A 15621-nucleotide genomic window follows, 5' to 3' on the forward strand; every position below is an offset into this window, starting at 1 on the left:
GAAATAAGGATGAATGCAACGGATAGCATATTGCGCTTAGGTAGCCGTTTTGGGGTGCTGATGCTGATAGCTGGCGCAATGTTGTGGGGGATATATCACTATGGCGACAAGATTGGATTGAATACGCTGCAAACGAAACTCTATTTCTGCCTGGGCTTAGGGATCCTTATTCTGCTTTTTCGTTATGGCGGCCGTATTGTGCAGTTCATACTCGGCCGCCATCTGAAGGGGCAGGGGGCGCCATTGACAAGTGGTCAGCATCTGAAGCCGGCTTCCCCGAGTCATCGCGCTGTTATTGAGATGAGGCAGACATTGCGTCGCCAGTATGGTCGCTTTGGGGCTGGCAAAATGACCATTCTGATGCTCACGGGAAGCGTGGCGGATGTTGAACGCCTTGCGCCGGGACTGAGTAGCCAGTACTGGCAGGAGAATGGAGACACATTATTGCTTTGGGGTGGGGAACCCCAGAGCGCGTCGGATAATGACTGGCTTTTTGCTTTGCGTAAACGCTTTCGCCCCCCTGTGAATGGGCTGGTGTGGGTCACTTCTGCGTTTGATCATCTGCCCGCAGCCAATCAGCACGCATACCCCGCTTTGTTGTCCATGGAGGATATGGATAACATTGCCCATGATCTGGCTGAACGTTTCTCACTGCTAGGGTGGGCTGTACCACTGTACGTCTGGTCGCTGCATCCCCAGGCGGATGACCAAGCCGGGCGCATCGTGCAATCTGTCGGCAGTCTCTTCCCGCCAGACTGTCAGTCGTCGCAGATGCGCCAGTTACTGTCGGCGTTGCCTTCAAGACTGTTAGAGAGTGGAGTACAACAGGTCGCGGGTAACCCGCAGCATCATTTTCTTCTGGGCCTGGCGGACCAACTCACGCGGCAGCCGGAGCGGATTAGTGTTCCCCTGTCGACGTTTCTGGAACCTCATCGTGCGTTACCGTTAGCCGGCGTTGTGTTCAGCCCGTCATCGCCGCAGGCGTCGCACAGCCTGAAGCATCATTGGCGCCACGATAAACGCTGGGACGTGCTACTGGAATCTCTCAGGGCATCCGGCTTAAAAGCACGAAAGATCGGCTTTCCCTGGCGAAGAGCTGTCTCTGCCTCCGCTGCCGCCCTGATGTTACTCTGGGCCGCCTCAATGACAGTCTCTTTTATCGCCAACCGCGAGCTGGTGGCGACCGCACAGCAGCAGGTGCAGCAGGCCTCAGCGGAGAAACAGCCGCTGGCCGTACGCCTGCATGCGCTCTCCGCGTTACAGAAAACGCTTTCTCAACTGGAATACCGCTCACAGCACGGCGCGCCGTGGTACTTCCGCGCTGGCCTCAGTCAGAATGATGACCTGCTGGCGGCGCTGTTCCCGCGCTACGGAGAGAGGGCGCAGCCGCTGCTGCGCGATGCGGCGGCGCATCATCTGGAAGAGCAGCTCACCGCCTTCGTGCAGCTGCCGCCGGACAGCCCACTGCGTGAGAAGATGACGAAGACCGCTTACGACCAGTTGAAACTGTACCTGATGCTGGCCCGCCCGGAGAGAATGGATGCTGCGTGGTTCGCTACCACGCTAATGCAGGACTGGTCGCAGCGCTCAGGCATCACCGACGCCGTCTGGCAGGGCGGCGGGACGTCGCTGCTGGCATTTTATGCCGCCAGTCTGGCGTCGCATCCGCAGTGGTGTCTGCCTGTCGATGACGGTCTGGTCAGCCAGGTGCGCACACGGTTAATTCGACAGATGGGCCAGCGCAACAGTGAGTCCACGCTTTATCAGAAGATGCTCGCGCAGGTGGCGAATCAGTATGCCGATATGCGCCTGGCGGATATGACTGCGGACACCGATGCTTCGCGTCTGTTCAGCACTGATGAGGTGGTGCCGGGAATGTTTACCCGTCAGGCCTGGGAGCAGGCCGTGCAGCCGGCCATTGAGAAAGTGGTCGCGGAGCGCCGCGATGAAATGGACTGGGTGCTGAGCGACACGAAGCAACCTGCCGCGCAGTCGGCGTCGCCGGAAGCTCTGCGAGCCCGGCTGGTGGAGCGTTATTTCGCTGATTTCAGCGGCGCCTGGCTGGATTTTCTCAACAGTCTGCGCTGGCAGCGCGCGGCGACCCTCTCTGATGCCATTGACCAGCTGACCCTGATGGCCGATGTGCGCCAGTCGCCGCTGGTGGCGCTGATGAACACCCTTAGCGTGCAGGGGCGAACCGGCCAGACCGGGGAAGCCATCGCCGATTCGCTGGTCAAATCGGCCAGGCAGCTGTTTAACCGTGATAACTCGCCCGTCATCGATCAACGGTCCGGCGCGCGCGGTCCTCTGGATGCCACCTTCGGGCCCGTACTGGCGCTGCTGGACAATCGCGACGGCGGGACGCCCACCAGCCGTCTTAGCCTGCAGACCTTCCTGACCCGCGTCACCCAGGTGCGTCTGCGCCTGCAGCAGGTCACCAACGCCACCGACCCGCAAGCGATGACCCGCCTGCTTGCGCAGACGGTATTCCAGGGCAAGGCCGTGGATTTAACCGAAACGCGCGACTACGGCAGCCTGGTGGCGGCGGGGCTGGGCCAGGAGTGGAGTGGATTTGGGCAGACGCTGTTTGTTCACCCGATGGAGCAGGCCTGGCAGCAGGTATTGACCCCGGCGGCGGAAAGTCTCAACGCCCAGTGGCGCAGTGCGGTGGTGGAGGACTGGAATAGCGCTTTTGGCGGTCGCTACCCCTTTAAAAATACCAGCAGTGAAGTCTCTCTGCCGCTGCTGGCAAAATATCTCAATAGCGAGACCGGGCGCATCGCCCGCTTTCTGCAGACCCGGCTGAACGGCGTGCTGCATAAAGAGGGGAGTCGTTGGGTGGCGGACAGTATCAATGCCCAGGGGCTGACGTTTAACCCGGCCTTTCTGCAGGCGATGAATACCCTGAGCCATCTCTCCGACGTCGCGTTCGCCAACGGCGAAGCGGGACTACATTTTGCGCTACGCCCCGGCACGGCGGACGGCGTGATGCAGACGGAGCTGGTCATCGACAGTCAGAAACTTGTCTATATGAACCAGATGCCGGCCTGGCGGCGGTTCAGCTGGCCCGCCGACACCGAAGCGCCTGGCGCTAGTCTGAGCTGGATCAGTACCCGGGCGGGCACCCGCCAGTATGGCGATTTCCCGGGCGCCTGGGGCTGGATCCGCCTGCTGGATAAGGCGGTGGTCAGCGCTTATCCCGGAACGAGCAGCAGTTGGAGCCTGAGCTGGAAAGCGCCGGATGGTCTGTTGCTGAACTACACGCTGCGTACCGAGGCGGGGGAAGGACCGCTGGCGCTGTTGGCCCTGCGAAACTTTACGCTACCGGAGACGATATTCAGCGTGCGCGCGCCTGCTGAGCGTGTTCCGCTGACCGACGATATACCCGGCGAAGAGGGATACTGAAACCGCCTCCCTCACTGATTGGCGTTGACCTGCGACGCCGGGCCTCCTCTGCTCATGGCCGCCCGGCGGCCAACTAATCTGACCGCGCAGCCATGCTGCGTGTCTCCCTGTAGACGAATAATGGAATATTCATAATGGACGATTTAACCCTGCGATATTTTGACGCTGAAATGCGCTACCTGCGCGAGGCGGCAAAAGCGTTCGCGCAGGCTCACCCCGATCGGGCGGCGATGCTGGATCTCGATAAAGCCGGTACGCCGGACCCTTACGTTGAGCGCCTGTTTGAAGGCTTTGCCTTTTCCGTAGGTCGCTTGCGCGAAAAAATTGATGATGATCTGCCGGAGCTGACCGAGGGGCTGGTCAGCATGCTGTGGCCGCACTATTTGCGCACCATTCCGTCGTTATCGATCGTGGCGCTGACCCCAACGCTGCCGGCGATGAAGATGGCGGAAACGGTGCCCGCCGGGTTTGAGATTAGCTCCCGCCCACTGGGGCCGAAAAATACCGTGTGCCGGTACCGAACCACCCGCGATCTGACGCTTAACCCGCTGGCGATAGAGGAGGCGGTGATGACGGCGGAGCCGGACGGGCGTTCGGCCCTGCGACTACGATTCGCCTGTAGCGAGCTGGCTGACTGGTCGCAGACCGATCTCCGCCGCATGGCGCTGTACCTGGGGGAAGACGCCGTTACCGGCAGCGCCCTCCATCTGTGGCTGACCCGACGCCAGGTCGCGCTGTACCTGCGCCTGCCGGGTCAGACAGAGCGGGTAAGCCTCGACGGCTATTTTTCCCCGGGGGGATTCAGCGAGGAGGATCGTTTATGGCCGAAGGGGGAGAGCGCTTTCAGCGGCTATCAGTTGCTGCTCGAGTATTTCACCTTTCGCGAAAAATTTATGTTCGTGCAGCTAAATGGCCTGGAAAACATCACCCTGCCGGCGGGGATATCGCATTTCACGCTTGAGGTGGTGTTCAGCGAGGTCTGGCAAAGCGATTTACCCGTCAGCGCAAGCAGCCTGCGCCTGCACTGTGTGCCGGTGATTAACCTGTTTACCCTCGAGGCCGATCCGTTGACCATCAGCGGGCTGGAGAGCGAATACCTCCTGCGTCCGAAGCGCCTGCAGGACGGGCATACCGAAATCTATTCTGTCGACAGCGTGACCGGCTCCGGGCGCACCGGGGAGGCGCGCTATGTGCCTTTCACCCGCTTTCGTCACCAGGGGGGAATGATGCGTCGCCATGCGCCGGAGCGCTACTACCACACCCGCGTCAAACGGGGCGTCACCGGCATGCACGATACCTGGCTTATCCTCGGCGGACAGCAATGGGAGGCTGACCGGGCGCTGGCACGGGAAACGGTCTCCTTGCGCATCACCGGCACTAACGGCCAGCTGCCGCGCCGGGCGCTACAGAGCACGCTGCTGGATCGCTGTGAGTCGATATCAGCCACGCCGCTTACCGTCCGCAATCTCTGTAAGCCCACATTGCCGGTATATCCCCCGGCGGAAGACCGCTACCACTGGCGGGTCATGAGCCATCTGGGCACCCGTTTTCTCAATATGATGAGCAGCGCCGAGGTACTGCGCGGTACGCTGTCGCTCTACAACTGGCGGGAGGATGAGCTCAATAACCGTCGTCTGGACGCTATTCTGGCGGTCAGCCATCACCGAATTCAGCGTTTCGAACAGGGATTCCTGCTGCGCGGGCTGGATATCGAAGTGACGCTCGACGGTAGCGGATTTACCGGCGCGGGCGATGTCCACCTGTTTGGCGACATGCTCAACCGCTTTTTCGCGCTGTATGCCGATATGAATCAGTTCAACCAGCTAACGCTCATTGTTCAACCTGAAGGAAAATGTATCCGGTGGAAAGAGAATCACAGTCTGCGGCTGCCCGGCTGATGGATCAGCTCCGGCCTCAGTTGCCATACATGAATTTTTACCGCTTCTGCCAGTTGCTGGAGAAGATCCAGCCGAAGGCGCCGGTCATCGGCAGCGACTGGCAGTTGGGTGATGAGCCCATACGCTTTCGCCCGCATCCGGGGATGGGTTTCCCGGCCGGCGAAATCCGTGGAATGGACGATCCTGAACCGCCCCGACCGCCGGCGGTGCGCGTTGCTTTTATGGGGCTCTACGGCGTGGAATCCCCGCTGCCGACCCACTATAGCGATGACATTGCGCAACGGCGGGAAGGCGTCGAGGCGACCGAGGATTTTCTCGATATCTTTAACCATCGGCTGATCGCCCAGTATTACCGTATCTGGCGCAAATATTCCTACCCGGCAACCTTTCGGGCGGGTGGCACGGACAACACCTCGCAGTATCTGCTGGGCCTGGCGGGGCTGGGCATACCGGGATGTGCCGCCGTTGCCGCAGCGCCGCTGTCGCGATTTCTGGCGCTGCTGCCGGTGATGATGCTGCCGGGGAGATCCGGGGAAGGCATGGAGGCGCTGGTGGCGCTCCTGGCCCCGGGGACCCGGGCGACGGTGTACCACCACGATCCCTGCCGGATCCCCTTGTCGCAGCCGTTAACGATGAGCGTCCGCCAGCCGGTTAGCCTGCAACATAGGCCAGTGATGGGAACTCACGCCACGGATGTGAACGGTCAGGTGTTGCTGCAGCTGGCGACGGAAAAGCCTGATGAGGTCCGCGGCTGGCTGCCCGGCGGCGAACTGTTCAGCGACCTGATGGCGCTCCTGCACGTCTGGCTCGGATCTCATCTCGACGTGCGGCTGCAGCTTTGCGTCGCCCGCCATTTACTGCCGGATGCGCAACTTTGCTGCCAGCAGGCGCATGCCGTCCAGCTTGGCCGTACCGCTGTGCTGCGTCCGCTGGATGCGCAAAAACAGGCTGACGACAGGATCACGATTTATCTGGGGCGCTATCAGCGCGTCCGGGAAAATATCCACCGCAGGGAGAGCGATGAAGATGGCGATTACCGCAGTTAAACCCTCCGCCAGGTTGCTGGCATTCCTTATGGTTACCGTCTTAACCGGCTGCGGCCTGACGCAGACCGTGAAAGACGGCGCCGTTTCCGTGACCCAGTCCATTTTTTACCCCCAGGTGAAAACGCTTCATCTGGATCTTCGCGCCCGGGAAGGGGTGAATAACAACGCCAAAGGCGCCTCCCTGGCGACGGTAGTGCGTATTTACCAGCTTAAGGACCGGCAGGCGTTCGACAATACTGACTACCCGTCGCTGTTTGCTGGCGATGGCCAGGCGCTGCAGGCGGACCGGGTGGCGGAAAAAGATGTTCGCCTGCGTCCGGGCGAATCGGTGACCGTCGATATGCCTATGGAAACCAGCGCGCAGTTTGTGGCGGTGGCGGCCATGTTTATCGATCCAGACCTGACGCAAAACAGCTGGCGGCTGGTACTCACCCGGGACGATCTTGACCCGGCGAGGCCGCGCATTATCGAAGCCAGCCAAAATCAACTGACGCTGCACCCGCTTAAGGAGAAGTGAAAATGCCTCGTCCCTCCCTGTATGACATCCTGTACGGCAATTTCGCCGGCGGGCTTGACCTGAATACTGTCAGCGAAACGGATCAGGTCATCCTGTCGGTGCTCGATAACATGCAGCGCATCCTTAACTGTCGGGCCGGAACGCTGGCGCATCTGCCGGATTATGGCCTGCCGGATATGACCGCTATCCTCCAGGGGATGCCGGCGTCGGCGCATCAGCTGATGAGCACGTTGTCGGCGGTATTGCTGAAGTACGAACCGCGCCTGCAGCGGATCGCGGTGGTGATGCTCGATCAGCATGCGCCCGGCGAACTGCGCTATGCCATTGATGCGGAGCTGAAAAATATTGGCCTGGTGCGTTACGGCACAGAGTTTATGCCCGAGGGCAGGGTGTTGATCCGCCACCTCAAACGCCAGCAGTATCTTGACGCCCGCTCCGCCCTCTAATCTCTCGCTGAAAGACATCATGATGACAACACACGACGAACGCCACTATAAAACCGGTGGCGACCCGCGCACGCTGGCTGATTTTATTGCCCTGCGTGCGGAAATGAACAAGCTCAGCCACCCGGCGCGGCCGGATATTAACTGGCCGTATGCCGAGCAGCTTGCCCGCTCGCTGCTGGAGCATCACGGCGCGGATCTGCAGACTGTCGCCTGGTATACGCTGGCCCGCGCCAGGCTGGGCGGGCTGGCAGGGATCCACGAGGGGCTGTCGCTAATGGAGTCGCTGCTGGCCCACCAGGGGAAAAACCTGTGGCCGCAGGCGCTCCCGGCCCGGACAGAGATCTTCCGCACCCTGAGCAAGCGGCTGCGGCAGGTGCTCCGCACTCTCAGTCTCGCCCCGGCGGATCTCGAGTCGCTTGGTCAGGCTGAACGTTCGCTGCAAAGCTTCGACGCAGTGCTCCAGCGCCTTGAGATCGCGCCTGAAAACTCGCTGAGCGACCTGCGGGCGCTGTTGCACAGCACGGTAAGCCGCTTCGAGAATCTCGACCCTGCGCCAGCACTCCCCACCGCGCCGCCGGTGGCGGTGTCTGACGCGGAACTTCCCGGCGCTCTGGTCAGCGAAGAGGATGCGGCGAAGGTTGAACCAGTGCCAGAACTAAAACGTAGACCAAAGGCTGAGCCGCTTGCGCCGCCTTTACCTGCAAAGCGGCCCGCGCCAGTGGTGGCGTCTTCTCCGGCACCCGCGCCGCGCTGGAAGCCGTTTGTCGCCGGGATGGTCACCATGCTGGCGGTGACGGGCATCGCCGTCGGTGGATGGCTGGCGTTGCGTCAGTTCGATTTACCGCCCATTTCGGTGACCCAAAATGTGATACCGGGCCTGCCGGGGGCATCTCCCCTGATGCCGGTGGATCTGCCTCAGACGCAGCGCCAGCTTGGCGAGCTCGCCCGCCTGGCGCCGGACTGGGCGGTAAGCTACGGCGACCAGCTGGTCCGGCAGGCCCTGAGTCGCTGGCCGGATCAAGCACAACCGCTGGCGCAGCAGTGGCGGCAGCAGTTGAGCGCTGCCGCACTGCCCGCGGAAAACCTCACCGGCTGGTCCGAGGGAATGCAGCAGCTGCAGCGGCTCGCCGGCCAGCTCAATGCCCTCGACGAGCAGAAGGGGAGATACATCACGGTGAGCGAACTGAAAACCGCAGTGTTTGCCATCATGCAGTCGTTTAACCGCGCCGTTCCGCTGGAGGAGGAGCTACGCCAGCTGGCCGTGCTTCCCGTTGAGCAACCCTGGCCTGCCGCCCGGGGAAGCCTCGCGGAGCTGCATCTGCAACAACTGATCGTGGAGTATGCCCTGCTGAAGCGAAAGCAGTCGCCGCCCGCTGAGATCCCCCTACCGGTAAGCCCTCGGTGAGTGAGGCGGTGAAATAAAGTGTGCGCATGGCAACATTTTCTTTACATCCTTATTGCAAGAACCGAACGCCCTTCGTAGTCTGAAAATGATTTAAATATACCATTTGTGTTTATATTGAAAATTTCATTTCGACCTCTGAGGGCATGCTATGAAGCACTGTAAAATCATCCTGTTAGTGGGGTTACTGGCCTGTTCCGCCTCGGCTTTGGCGGAGAAGATCGGCGTCTCAATGGCCTACTTCGATCAAAACTTTCTCACCATTATCCGCCAGTCCATTGAGAAAGAAGCTCAAGCCCGCCACGTCGACGTGCAGTTTGAAGACGCCCGCGGCGACACCGGACGTCAGGCCGATCAGGTGCAGAGCTTTATCGCCTCCGGCGTGGACGCGATCATCGTCGACCCGGTGGACTCCGCCAGCACCCCGCAGCTGACGAAGATGGCACAGCAGGCCAAAATGCCGCTGGTGTATGTGAACCGGACGCCGGGGGATAAAACGTTACCGCCTGGCGTGGTGTTTGTCGGTTCGGACGAGCGGGAGTCCGGCACATTGCAGATGGAGGCGCTGGCGAAGCTGGCGAACTACAAAGGCAATGTCGCCATCATGATCGGCAATCTCACTGACGCCGGCGCGCTGCAGCGCACCAAAGACGTCGAGCAGGTGGTGGCCAAATATCCGGCAATGAAAGTGGTGCAGAAACAGCCGGCCAACTATTCCCGCAGCGAGGGAATGGATCTGATGCAGAACTGGACAGGCAACGGGGAAGCGATTGATATTGTGGCGGCGAACAACGACGAGATGGCGATTGGCGCGGCGATGGCGCTGGAGAAGAGCCAGAAGAAGCTGTTGATCGGTGGGATCGACGCCACGCCGGACGGGCTGAAAGCCCTGGCCAGCGATAAGATCCAGGTGACGGTCTTCCAGGACGCCGTCGGTCAGGGCAAAACGGCCTTAGCGGTAGCGCTGAAGCTGATTAAAGGAGAAAAGGTCGAGTCTCATGTCTGGATCCCGTTTGAGTTAGTGACCAAAGAAAACATGCAGACCTATGTGGAAAAGAGTCATTAACGGCAAGGCGCAAGTGAACGAACTTTGCTGATAGAACCGGGCTGATAATGTGACGCCCGGGCAACGAAACCGGAGGAAAAGACATGGCAACGGCAAGAAGCGGCTATACGCTGCAGGTGATAAAGGCAGGGCAGCAGGGACATGTTGAAATGAGGTGGGGGCATCTCGCAGACGTTGATACGCGCGCGGCGGCGGCGGCCATCGTGCAGCAAATCGGGCGACCATCGTCCGCAGCGAGCCAGCAGGAGATCAGCCTGTCACTGACCAATGCCGCCAGCGGCATCTCGGTGGAGCTTCATCACCCGGCCTCAGGGGAAAGCGCCACCCCGGCTTTCATCGAGGGCGAATTAAAGAAAATTGTGCAGATCGTTGATGGCTATGAGGCGGCTGAAGAGACCCATATTGTGGAGTAGCGTGTCGTCCGGGTAAAAAAAATCCACGCCGCTGCGTGGATTTTTATGACGCGGTGGTGGCGAAAACGCCAGCCAGCGGGATCAGACGTTGAACAGGAAGTTCATCACATCGCCATCTTTCACGATGTAGTCTTTACCTTCAGCACGCATTTTACCGGCTTCTTTTGCACCCTGTTCGCCTTTGTAGGTAATAAAGTCTTCATAGGCGATGGTCTGCGCGCGGATAAAACCTTTTTCGAAGTCAGTGTGGATCTTACCGGCTGCCTGCGGCGCGGTTGCCCCGACCGGGATGGTCCATGCGCGAACTTCCTTCACCCCAGCGGTGAAGTAGGTCTGCAGATTCAGCAGCTCGTAACCGGCGCGGATCACGCGGTTGAGGCCTGGCTCTTCGAGACCCAGCTCGGCCATAAACTCGTCGCGGTCAGCGTCGTCCAGCTCGGCAATATCGGACTCAACGGCGGCGCAAACGGCGACGACCACAGAACCTTCGGCGGCGGCAATTTCACGGACTTTATCGAGATAAGGGTTATTCTCAAAACCGTCTTCATTGACGTTGGCGATATACATGGTCGGCTTCAGCGTCAGGAAACTGAGGTATTTAATCGCTGCTTTGTCTTCGTCGGTCAGGTTTTTCAGTGAACGCAGCATGCCGGCATTTTCCAGCTGCGGCAGGCATTTTTCCAGCGCCGCCAGCTCAGCTTTAGCGTCTTTATCGCCGCCTTTAGCTTTCTTCTGCACACGGTGGATAGCGCGCTCGCAGGTGTCCAGATCGGAGAGTGCCAGCTCGGTGTTGATAACGTCGATGTCGTCAGCCGGATCCACTTTGTTGTTAACGTGGATAATGTTGTCATTTTCAAAGCAGCGAACTACGTGGCCGATGGCTTCGGTTTCACGGATGTTGGTCAGAAACTGGTTGCCGAGACCTTCACCTTTGGACGCGCCTTTCACCAGGCCCGCGATATCAACGAATTCCATCGTCGTCGGCAGGATGCGCTGCGGTTTGACGATTTCAGCCAGCTTGTCCAGACGCGGATCGGGCATCGGTACGACACCGGTGTTCGGCTCAATGGTACAGAAGGGGAAGTTGGCCGCTTCAATACCCGCTTTGGTGAGCGCATTGAACAGGGTGGATTTGCCGACGTTGGGCAAACCGACGATACCGCATTTGAATCCCATGATTTAAATCACCTTAATCTTTGGATAATCAATCTGTTATAAGCAACAGATTGCAGAAAATTGAATAGCTTTGCCTATTATACACGGTGCGCGGCAAAAATGCCGCACGACAACGGCTTATTGCGCCTTAAAGGCATGTAAGCGGTTGGTGGCTTTGGTCAGCCCGTCCTTTAACCAGATTTCGGTGCAGCGCGCCGCTTCGTCGACAGCATCATCAATCAGTTTCTGCTCGCTGACCGGCGGTTTGCCGAGTACAAAGCCGACAACCTTGTTTTTGTCACCCGGATGGCCGATCCCGACGCGTAAGCGGTGAAAGTTCGGGTTATTGCCGAGCTTACTGATGATGTCCTTTAGGCCGTTGTGGCCGCCATGGCCACCGCCAAGCTTGAATTTCGCCACCCCGGGCGGCAAATCCAGCTCATCATGGGCGACCAGAATTTCATCCGGGTTAATGCGATAAAAGGTCGCCATTGCAGCCACTGCTTTACCGCTGAGGTTCATAAACGTCGTAGGAACCAGCAGGCGAACGTCTTCGCCCGCCAGATTGATGCGCGAGGTGTAGCCGAAGAACTTGCTCTCTTCGCGCAGCGGCGCACGATGGCGATCCGCCAGTAAATCGACATACCAGGCGCCAGCGTTGTGCCGGGTGGCGGCATATTCCGCACCGGGGTTGGCCAGGCCGACAATCAGTTTAATGGTCACGTTTTCTTTCCTGCATGGGGCATTCTCTGCCGCGTAGTGTACTGTCTGCGGGCGCGCTTGACAAAGTTCTGCCCACGAGACAATACCAGCATTGATGATTACCCACCTGAATCATTAGAATTTGATATTGTTCAGAGGCTTATTTGTAAATATTTGTCTAATCGGTGTTCACTAATGTGATCGTGGGCGCACTCCAGGGCAGGGACCCTGTCTATACTACACCTATAAGATTTGGGGATATTCCCTGGCAACCCAAAGTCCGGAGGTGACACATGAAACGCAAAAACGCTTCGTTACTCGGTAACGTACTCATGGGGTTAGGGTTGGTGGTGATGGTTGTGGGGGTAGGCTACTCCATTCTGAACCAGCTTCCGCAGCTTAACCTGCCGCAATTCTTTGCACATGGCGCAATCTTAAGCATCTTCGTTGGCGCCGTGCTCTGGCTGGCCGGTGCCCGTATTGGCGGCCACGAGCAGGTCAGCGACCGCTACTGGTGGGTGCGCCACTATGATAAACGCTGCCGTCGTAATCAGCATCGCCACAGCTAACCGTAGCATGATTTCCCGCATCGGCCCCTGAAGGCCGATGCGTTTTCCTGTGACTCTCGTTATTTCCTCCTCTTTTCTCCATCACCATACGACCCCATTCCGTCCTGACCTCCGTGCTGCTAAGGTTGCTGCCAAAATGAATAGCTAATGAGGTTTTCGCTTGACCCTGACGTTACGTCAGGCAGCAGAGTAGCGGACCTGGCCACAGAGAGGAGCAGTCATGTTAATTCAGGTGGGAGAGCTGGCGAAGCGCGCCGGAATGACGGTGCGTACGCTGCATCATTATGAACAGACGGGGCTGTTAACGCCTTCGGCCAGAAGCGAGGCGGGCTATCGGCTCTATAACCTGTCCGCGGTTCAGCGCCTGCATATGATAAAGGCGCTGGCGCAGGCCGGGCTGACGCTCGCCACCATCAAGGACTATCTCGATCGGCAAACGCTGTCGCTACCCGAGCTGCTGACGCAGCAGATAGAGACGCTCAACGCCCAATTGCGCGATGTCGGCAGGCTGCGCGACCGGCTGTTGGTGCTGCGCGAGGCGCTGGCGGGCGGCAATGAACCCGATCTGGAGTCCTGGCTACAGACGTTGGAGTTAATGAAAATGTACGATCGTTGGTTTAGTCAACAGGAGTTAGCCGCGCTGCCGTTTGCGGCACAGGATGAACAGCGCGCGCAGGCGTGGCGCGAGCTAACAGAGGAGGTGCAGACGCTGATGGCGAGCGGCTGCCCGACGGACAGTCCGCAGGCGATGAGTCTGGCGACGCGCTGGATGGAGCGCCTGGAGCAGGATACGGCAGGGCGCCCGGAGTTTCTGACCCGCCTGAACGAGATGCATGCCGCCGAGCCGCAAATGGTTGAACAGACCGGCGTCACCCCGGCCATCATCGCCTTTGTCACCGAGGCCTTTGCCGAAAGCAAACTGGCCATCTGGGCGCGTTACCTCGACGACGAGGAGATGGCGTTCACCCGCCGGCACTATTTCGACCGGCTACAGGAGTGGCCTGCGCTGGTGGCGAAGCTGCATCAGGCGTGCCGGGAGGGCGTAGCGCCGGACTCGGCGTCGGGTCAGGCGCTGGCCCGGGCGTGGCTTGAACTGTTTCAGTCCTACGCCGGTACCCGGCCGCAGACGTTGCAGAAGTTTCGTCGGGCAATGGAGCAGGAGCCGCATTTGATGAAGGGCACCTGGATGACGCCGGCGGTGCTGAGCTGGCTGCAGCAGGCGACCGGAGCCTTGATGCGGCAGGCGCAGGGGCCTGCCGCCGGGTGATCACAGGTCAGCCAGCGCGGCCTGACGATCGGGGTAGAAGCTCAGGCGTCCGGGCAGCGGCTTGACGCCGGCGCGCGCTAACGTGCGCAGCGGCTGAAACTCGAGGTTAGATACGCGCAATTCACAGCCTTCCGGCAGCTTGTTCACAAAGCGCTGGAAGGCATCCAGACCACCGGCGTCGAGAACCGGCACCGCGTCCCATTTCAGCACCACGATGCGCTTGCCGGCGATCCGGGTCTCCAGGTCGTTGAACAAGCCTTCGGCGGCGGCAAAGAACAGCGGCCCAATCACCCGCAGCACCAGCACATCGTCTGGCACCTCGACGTTGACCGGCGCCAGATGGGTCATGCGCGCGATACGGCGCATAAACAACAGCGAGGCCAGCACGATCCCGACGCTGATGGCAATCACCATATCAAACAGCACCGTCAGCGACATGCACATCAGCATCACCACGATGTCGTCTTTCGGTGCGTGGCGCAGCAGGTTGATCACTTTATGCGCCTCGCTCATGTTCCATGCCACCATCAGCAGCAGGGCGGCCATCGCCGACAGCGGCAGCCAGGAGAGCAGCGGGGCGAGGATCAGCAGCGCCAGGATCACCAGCAGGGCGTGGATCACGGCGGCAACCGGCGATGTGGCGCCGGCGCGGACGTTCGCCGCCGAGCGGGCAATCGCCGCGGTGGCAGTGATCCCGCCGAAGAACGGCGCAACGATGTTGCCCAGCCCCTGGCCAATCAGCTCGCTATTGGCTTTATGCTTGGTACCGGTCATGCCATCAAGCACCACCGCGCACAGCAGAGACTCAATGGCGCCGAGCATCGCCATGGAGAAGGCGGCAGGCAGCAGAGCCTGCAGCGAGGCCCAGCTCAGGGTAAAGTTTGAACCCGGCATATCCCAGGGGAGTACCAGCTGCGGCAGCAGCTGTGGAATGCCGTTGCCCTGAGTGCCGTCTGCCAGCTGATAGTGGAACTGCGAGCCAATTGTGGCGACATCGCCGCCGAGCAAATTAACCACCAGCATCACCGCGCAGCCGGCCAGCAGCGCCGGAAGGTGGCCCGGCAGACGGATACCCAGCCGCGGCCAGAGGATCAGAGTGCCGAGAGTGACGACGCCGATGGCGGCATCGCCGGGGTTAATCGTTGGCAGGGCCATCGCCAGCGCTGCCACTTTCTGCAGGTAATGCTCCGGCACATGGGGCATCTGCAGGCCGAGGAAGTCTTTAATCTGCATGGTACCGATGGTGATACCGATCCCGGAGGTGAAACCGAGAGTCACCGACAGCGGGATATATTCGATCAGACGGCCAAAGCGCGCCAGACCAAAGAGAATTAAAAAGATCCCCGACATCAGCGTCGCCACCAGTAGCCCCGCCAGACCAAACTGCTGGGAAACCGGATAGAGGATCACCACAAAGGCGGCGGTCGGGCCGGAAACGCTAAAGCGCGACCCGCCGGTTATGGCGATCACAATCCCTGCCACCGCTGAGGTATAGAGGCCGTACTGCGGCGGCACACCGCTGCCAATCGCCAGCGCCATCGCCAGCGGAATCGCAATGATCCCGACGGTGATCCCGGCGATCAGATCGCGGGTAAAGCGGGCGGTGGTGTACTTTTCTTTCCAACAAGCGTCGATGAGGGCGCGGAAAGGCATCACATGTGAGGAAAATAATCTGTTCACAATAATGTTTCATCCATGAGCGCATCATCTGTCAACTAAATGGCAGGTGAAGGAG

The 15621-nt window shown here is 59.8% G+C and carries 12 protein-coding genes and 1 pseudogene; 10 read left to right on the forward strand and 3 right to left on the reverse strand.

Annotated features, from left to right (window positions below; genetic code table 11):
• Positions 1–9 precede the first annotated feature (9 nt).
• The 8 genes and pseudogenes from SP68_RS09830 (at position 10) to SP68_RS09865 (ending at position 10193) form a co-directional block, all read left to right on the forward strand.
• On the forward strand, positions 10–3405 hold the full coding sequence (locus SP68_RS09830; RefSeq protein ID WP_040968634.1) for an ImcF-related family protein: 3396 nt from the start codon (positions 10–12) through the stop codon (positions 3403–3405).
• 134 nt (positions 3406–3539) lie between these two features.
• Positions 3540–5303 (forward strand): type VI secretion system baseplate subunit TssF, encoded by a 1764-nt coding sequence (tssF, locus tag SP68_RS09835; RefSeq protein ID WP_040968633.1) that lies wholly within the window; start codon positions 3540–3542, stop codon positions 5301–5303.
• 29 nt (positions 5304–5332) lie between these two features.
• Positions 5333–6349, forward strand: a complete 1017-nt coding sequence (gene tssG / locus SP68_RS09840; protein WP_162499954.1) for a type VI secretion system baseplate subunit TssG — start codon at positions 5333–5335, stop codon at positions 6347–6349.
• Positions 6330–6866 carry a type VI secretion system lipoprotein TssJ gene (gene tssJ, locus SP68_RS09845; RefSeq protein ID WP_016161331.1) on the forward strand — a complete coding sequence of 179 codons (537 nt, stop codon included), beginning with the start codon at positions 6330–6332 and terminating at the stop codon, positions 6864–6866. Before tssG ends, tssJ begins: the two co-directional genes overlap by 20 nt.
• Positions 6867–6868: 2 nt before the next feature.
• On the forward strand, positions 6869–7312 hold the full coding sequence (tssE, locus tag SP68_RS09850; RefSeq protein WP_022066213.1) for a type VI secretion system baseplate subunit TssE: 444 nt from the start codon (positions 6869–6871) through the stop codon (positions 7310–7312).
• A gap of 19 nt (positions 7313–7331) precedes the next feature.
• Positions 7332–8734: pseudogene (locus SP68_RS09855) on the forward strand (VasL domain-containing protein).
• Positions 8735–8865: 131 nt separating this feature from the next.
• Positions 8866–9780: a sugar ABC transporter substrate-binding protein gene (locus tag SP68_RS09860; RefSeq protein ID WP_012541334.1), complete on the forward strand. Its 915-nt coding sequence runs from the start codon at positions 8866–8868 to the stop codon at positions 9778–9780.
• 83 nt (positions 9781–9863) lie between these two features.
• Complete coding sequence (locus SP68_RS09865; RefSeq protein ID WP_008804379.1) at positions 9864–10193, forward strand: DUF1869 domain-containing protein; 330 nt, start codon at positions 9864–9866, stop codon at positions 10191–10193.
• A gap of 81 nt (positions 10194–10274) precedes the next feature.
• On the opposite strand, the gene ychF is transcribed toward SP68_RS09865, so the two are convergent.
• Together ychF and pth are read right to left on the reverse strand one after the other, a co-directional pair.
• Entirely contained in the window at positions 10275–11369 is a 1095-nt protein-coding gene (gene ychF, locus SP68_RS09870) for a redox-regulated ATPase YchF (RefSeq protein ID WP_008804380.1), read from the reverse strand.
• Positions 11370–11486: 117 nt separating this feature from the next.
• Positions 11487–12071 carry an aminoacyl-tRNA hydrolase gene (pth, locus tag SP68_RS09875; RefSeq protein ID WP_040968631.1) on the reverse strand — a complete coding sequence of 195 codons (585 nt, stop codon included), beginning with the start codon at positions 12069–12071 and terminating at the stop codon, positions 11487–11489.
• Positions 12072–12343: 272 nt separating this feature from the next.
• On the opposite strand from pth, the gene ychH reads away from it, so the two are divergent.
• Both ychH and SP68_RS09885 read left to right on the forward strand, forming a co-directional pair.
• The gene (ychH, locus tag SP68_RS09880; protein ID WP_002910437.1) at positions 12344–12619 is read left to right on the forward strand and encodes a stress-induced protein YchH; all 276 of its coding nucleotides are present in this window, start codon (positions 12344–12346) and stop codon (positions 12617–12619) included.
• 220 nt (positions 12620–12839) lie between these two features.
• Positions 12840–13886 (forward strand): MerR family transcriptional regulator, encoded by a 1047-nt coding sequence (locus SP68_RS09885; RefSeq protein WP_016161326.1) that lies wholly within the window; start codon positions 12840–12842, stop codon positions 13884–13886.
• On the opposite strand, the gene dauA is transcribed toward SP68_RS09885, so the two are convergent.
• Positions 13887–15566, reverse strand: a complete 1680-nt coding sequence (dauA, locus tag SP68_RS09890; protein WP_071582957.1) for a C4-dicarboxylic acid transporter DauA — start codon at positions 15564–15566, stop codon at positions 13887–13889. It abuts the gene before it with no gap.
• Positions 15567–15621: the final 55 nt, after the last annotated feature.

Origin of the sequence: Klebsiella variicola, from assembly GCF_000828055.2 — a bacterium.
GTDB lineage: Bacteria > Pseudomonadota > Gammaproteobacteria > Enterobacterales > Enterobacteriaceae > Klebsiella > Klebsiella variicola.

Excerpts from the sequence above, each read along its gene's own strand:
- SP68_RS09885 (WP_016161326.1), top strand. The coding sequence starts at position 12,840 with ATGTTAATTCAGGTGGGAGAGCTGGCGAAGCGCGCCGGAATGACGGTG.
- tssE (WP_022066213.1), top strand. The coding sequence starts at position 6,869 with ATGCCTCGTCCCTCCCTGTATGACATCCTGTACGGCAATTTCGCCGGC.
- tssG (WP_162499954.1), top strand. The coding sequence starts at position 5,333 with ATGAATTTTTACCGCTTCTGCCAGTTGCTGGAGAAGATCCAGCCGAAG.
- SP68_RS09860 (WP_012541334.1), top strand. The coding sequence starts at position 8,866 with ATGAAGCACTGTAAAATCATCCTGTTAGTGGGGTTACTGGCCTGTTCC.
- ychF (WP_008804380.1), bottom strand. The coding sequence starts at position 11,369 with ATGGGATTCAAATGCGGTATCGTCGGTTTGCCCAACGTCGGCAAATCC.
- ychH (WP_002910437.1), top strand. The coding sequence starts at position 12,344 with ATGAAACGCAAAAACGCTTCGTTACTCGGTAACGTACTCATGGGGTTA.
- tssF (WP_040968633.1), top strand. The coding sequence starts at position 3,540 with ATGGACGATTTAACCCTGCGATATTTTGACGCTGAAATGCGCTACCTG.
- SP68_RS09865 (WP_008804379.1), top strand. The coding sequence starts at position 9,864 with ATGGCAACGGCAAGAAGCGGCTATACGCTGCAGGTGATAAAGGCAGGG.
- SP68_RS09830 (WP_040968634.1), top strand. The coding sequence starts at position 10 with ATGAATGCAACGGATAGCATATTGCGCTTAGGTAGCCGTTTTGGGGTG.
- tssJ (WP_016161331.1), top strand. The coding sequence starts at position 6,330 with ATGGCGATTACCGCAGTTAAACCCTCCGCCAGGTTGCTGGCATTCCTT.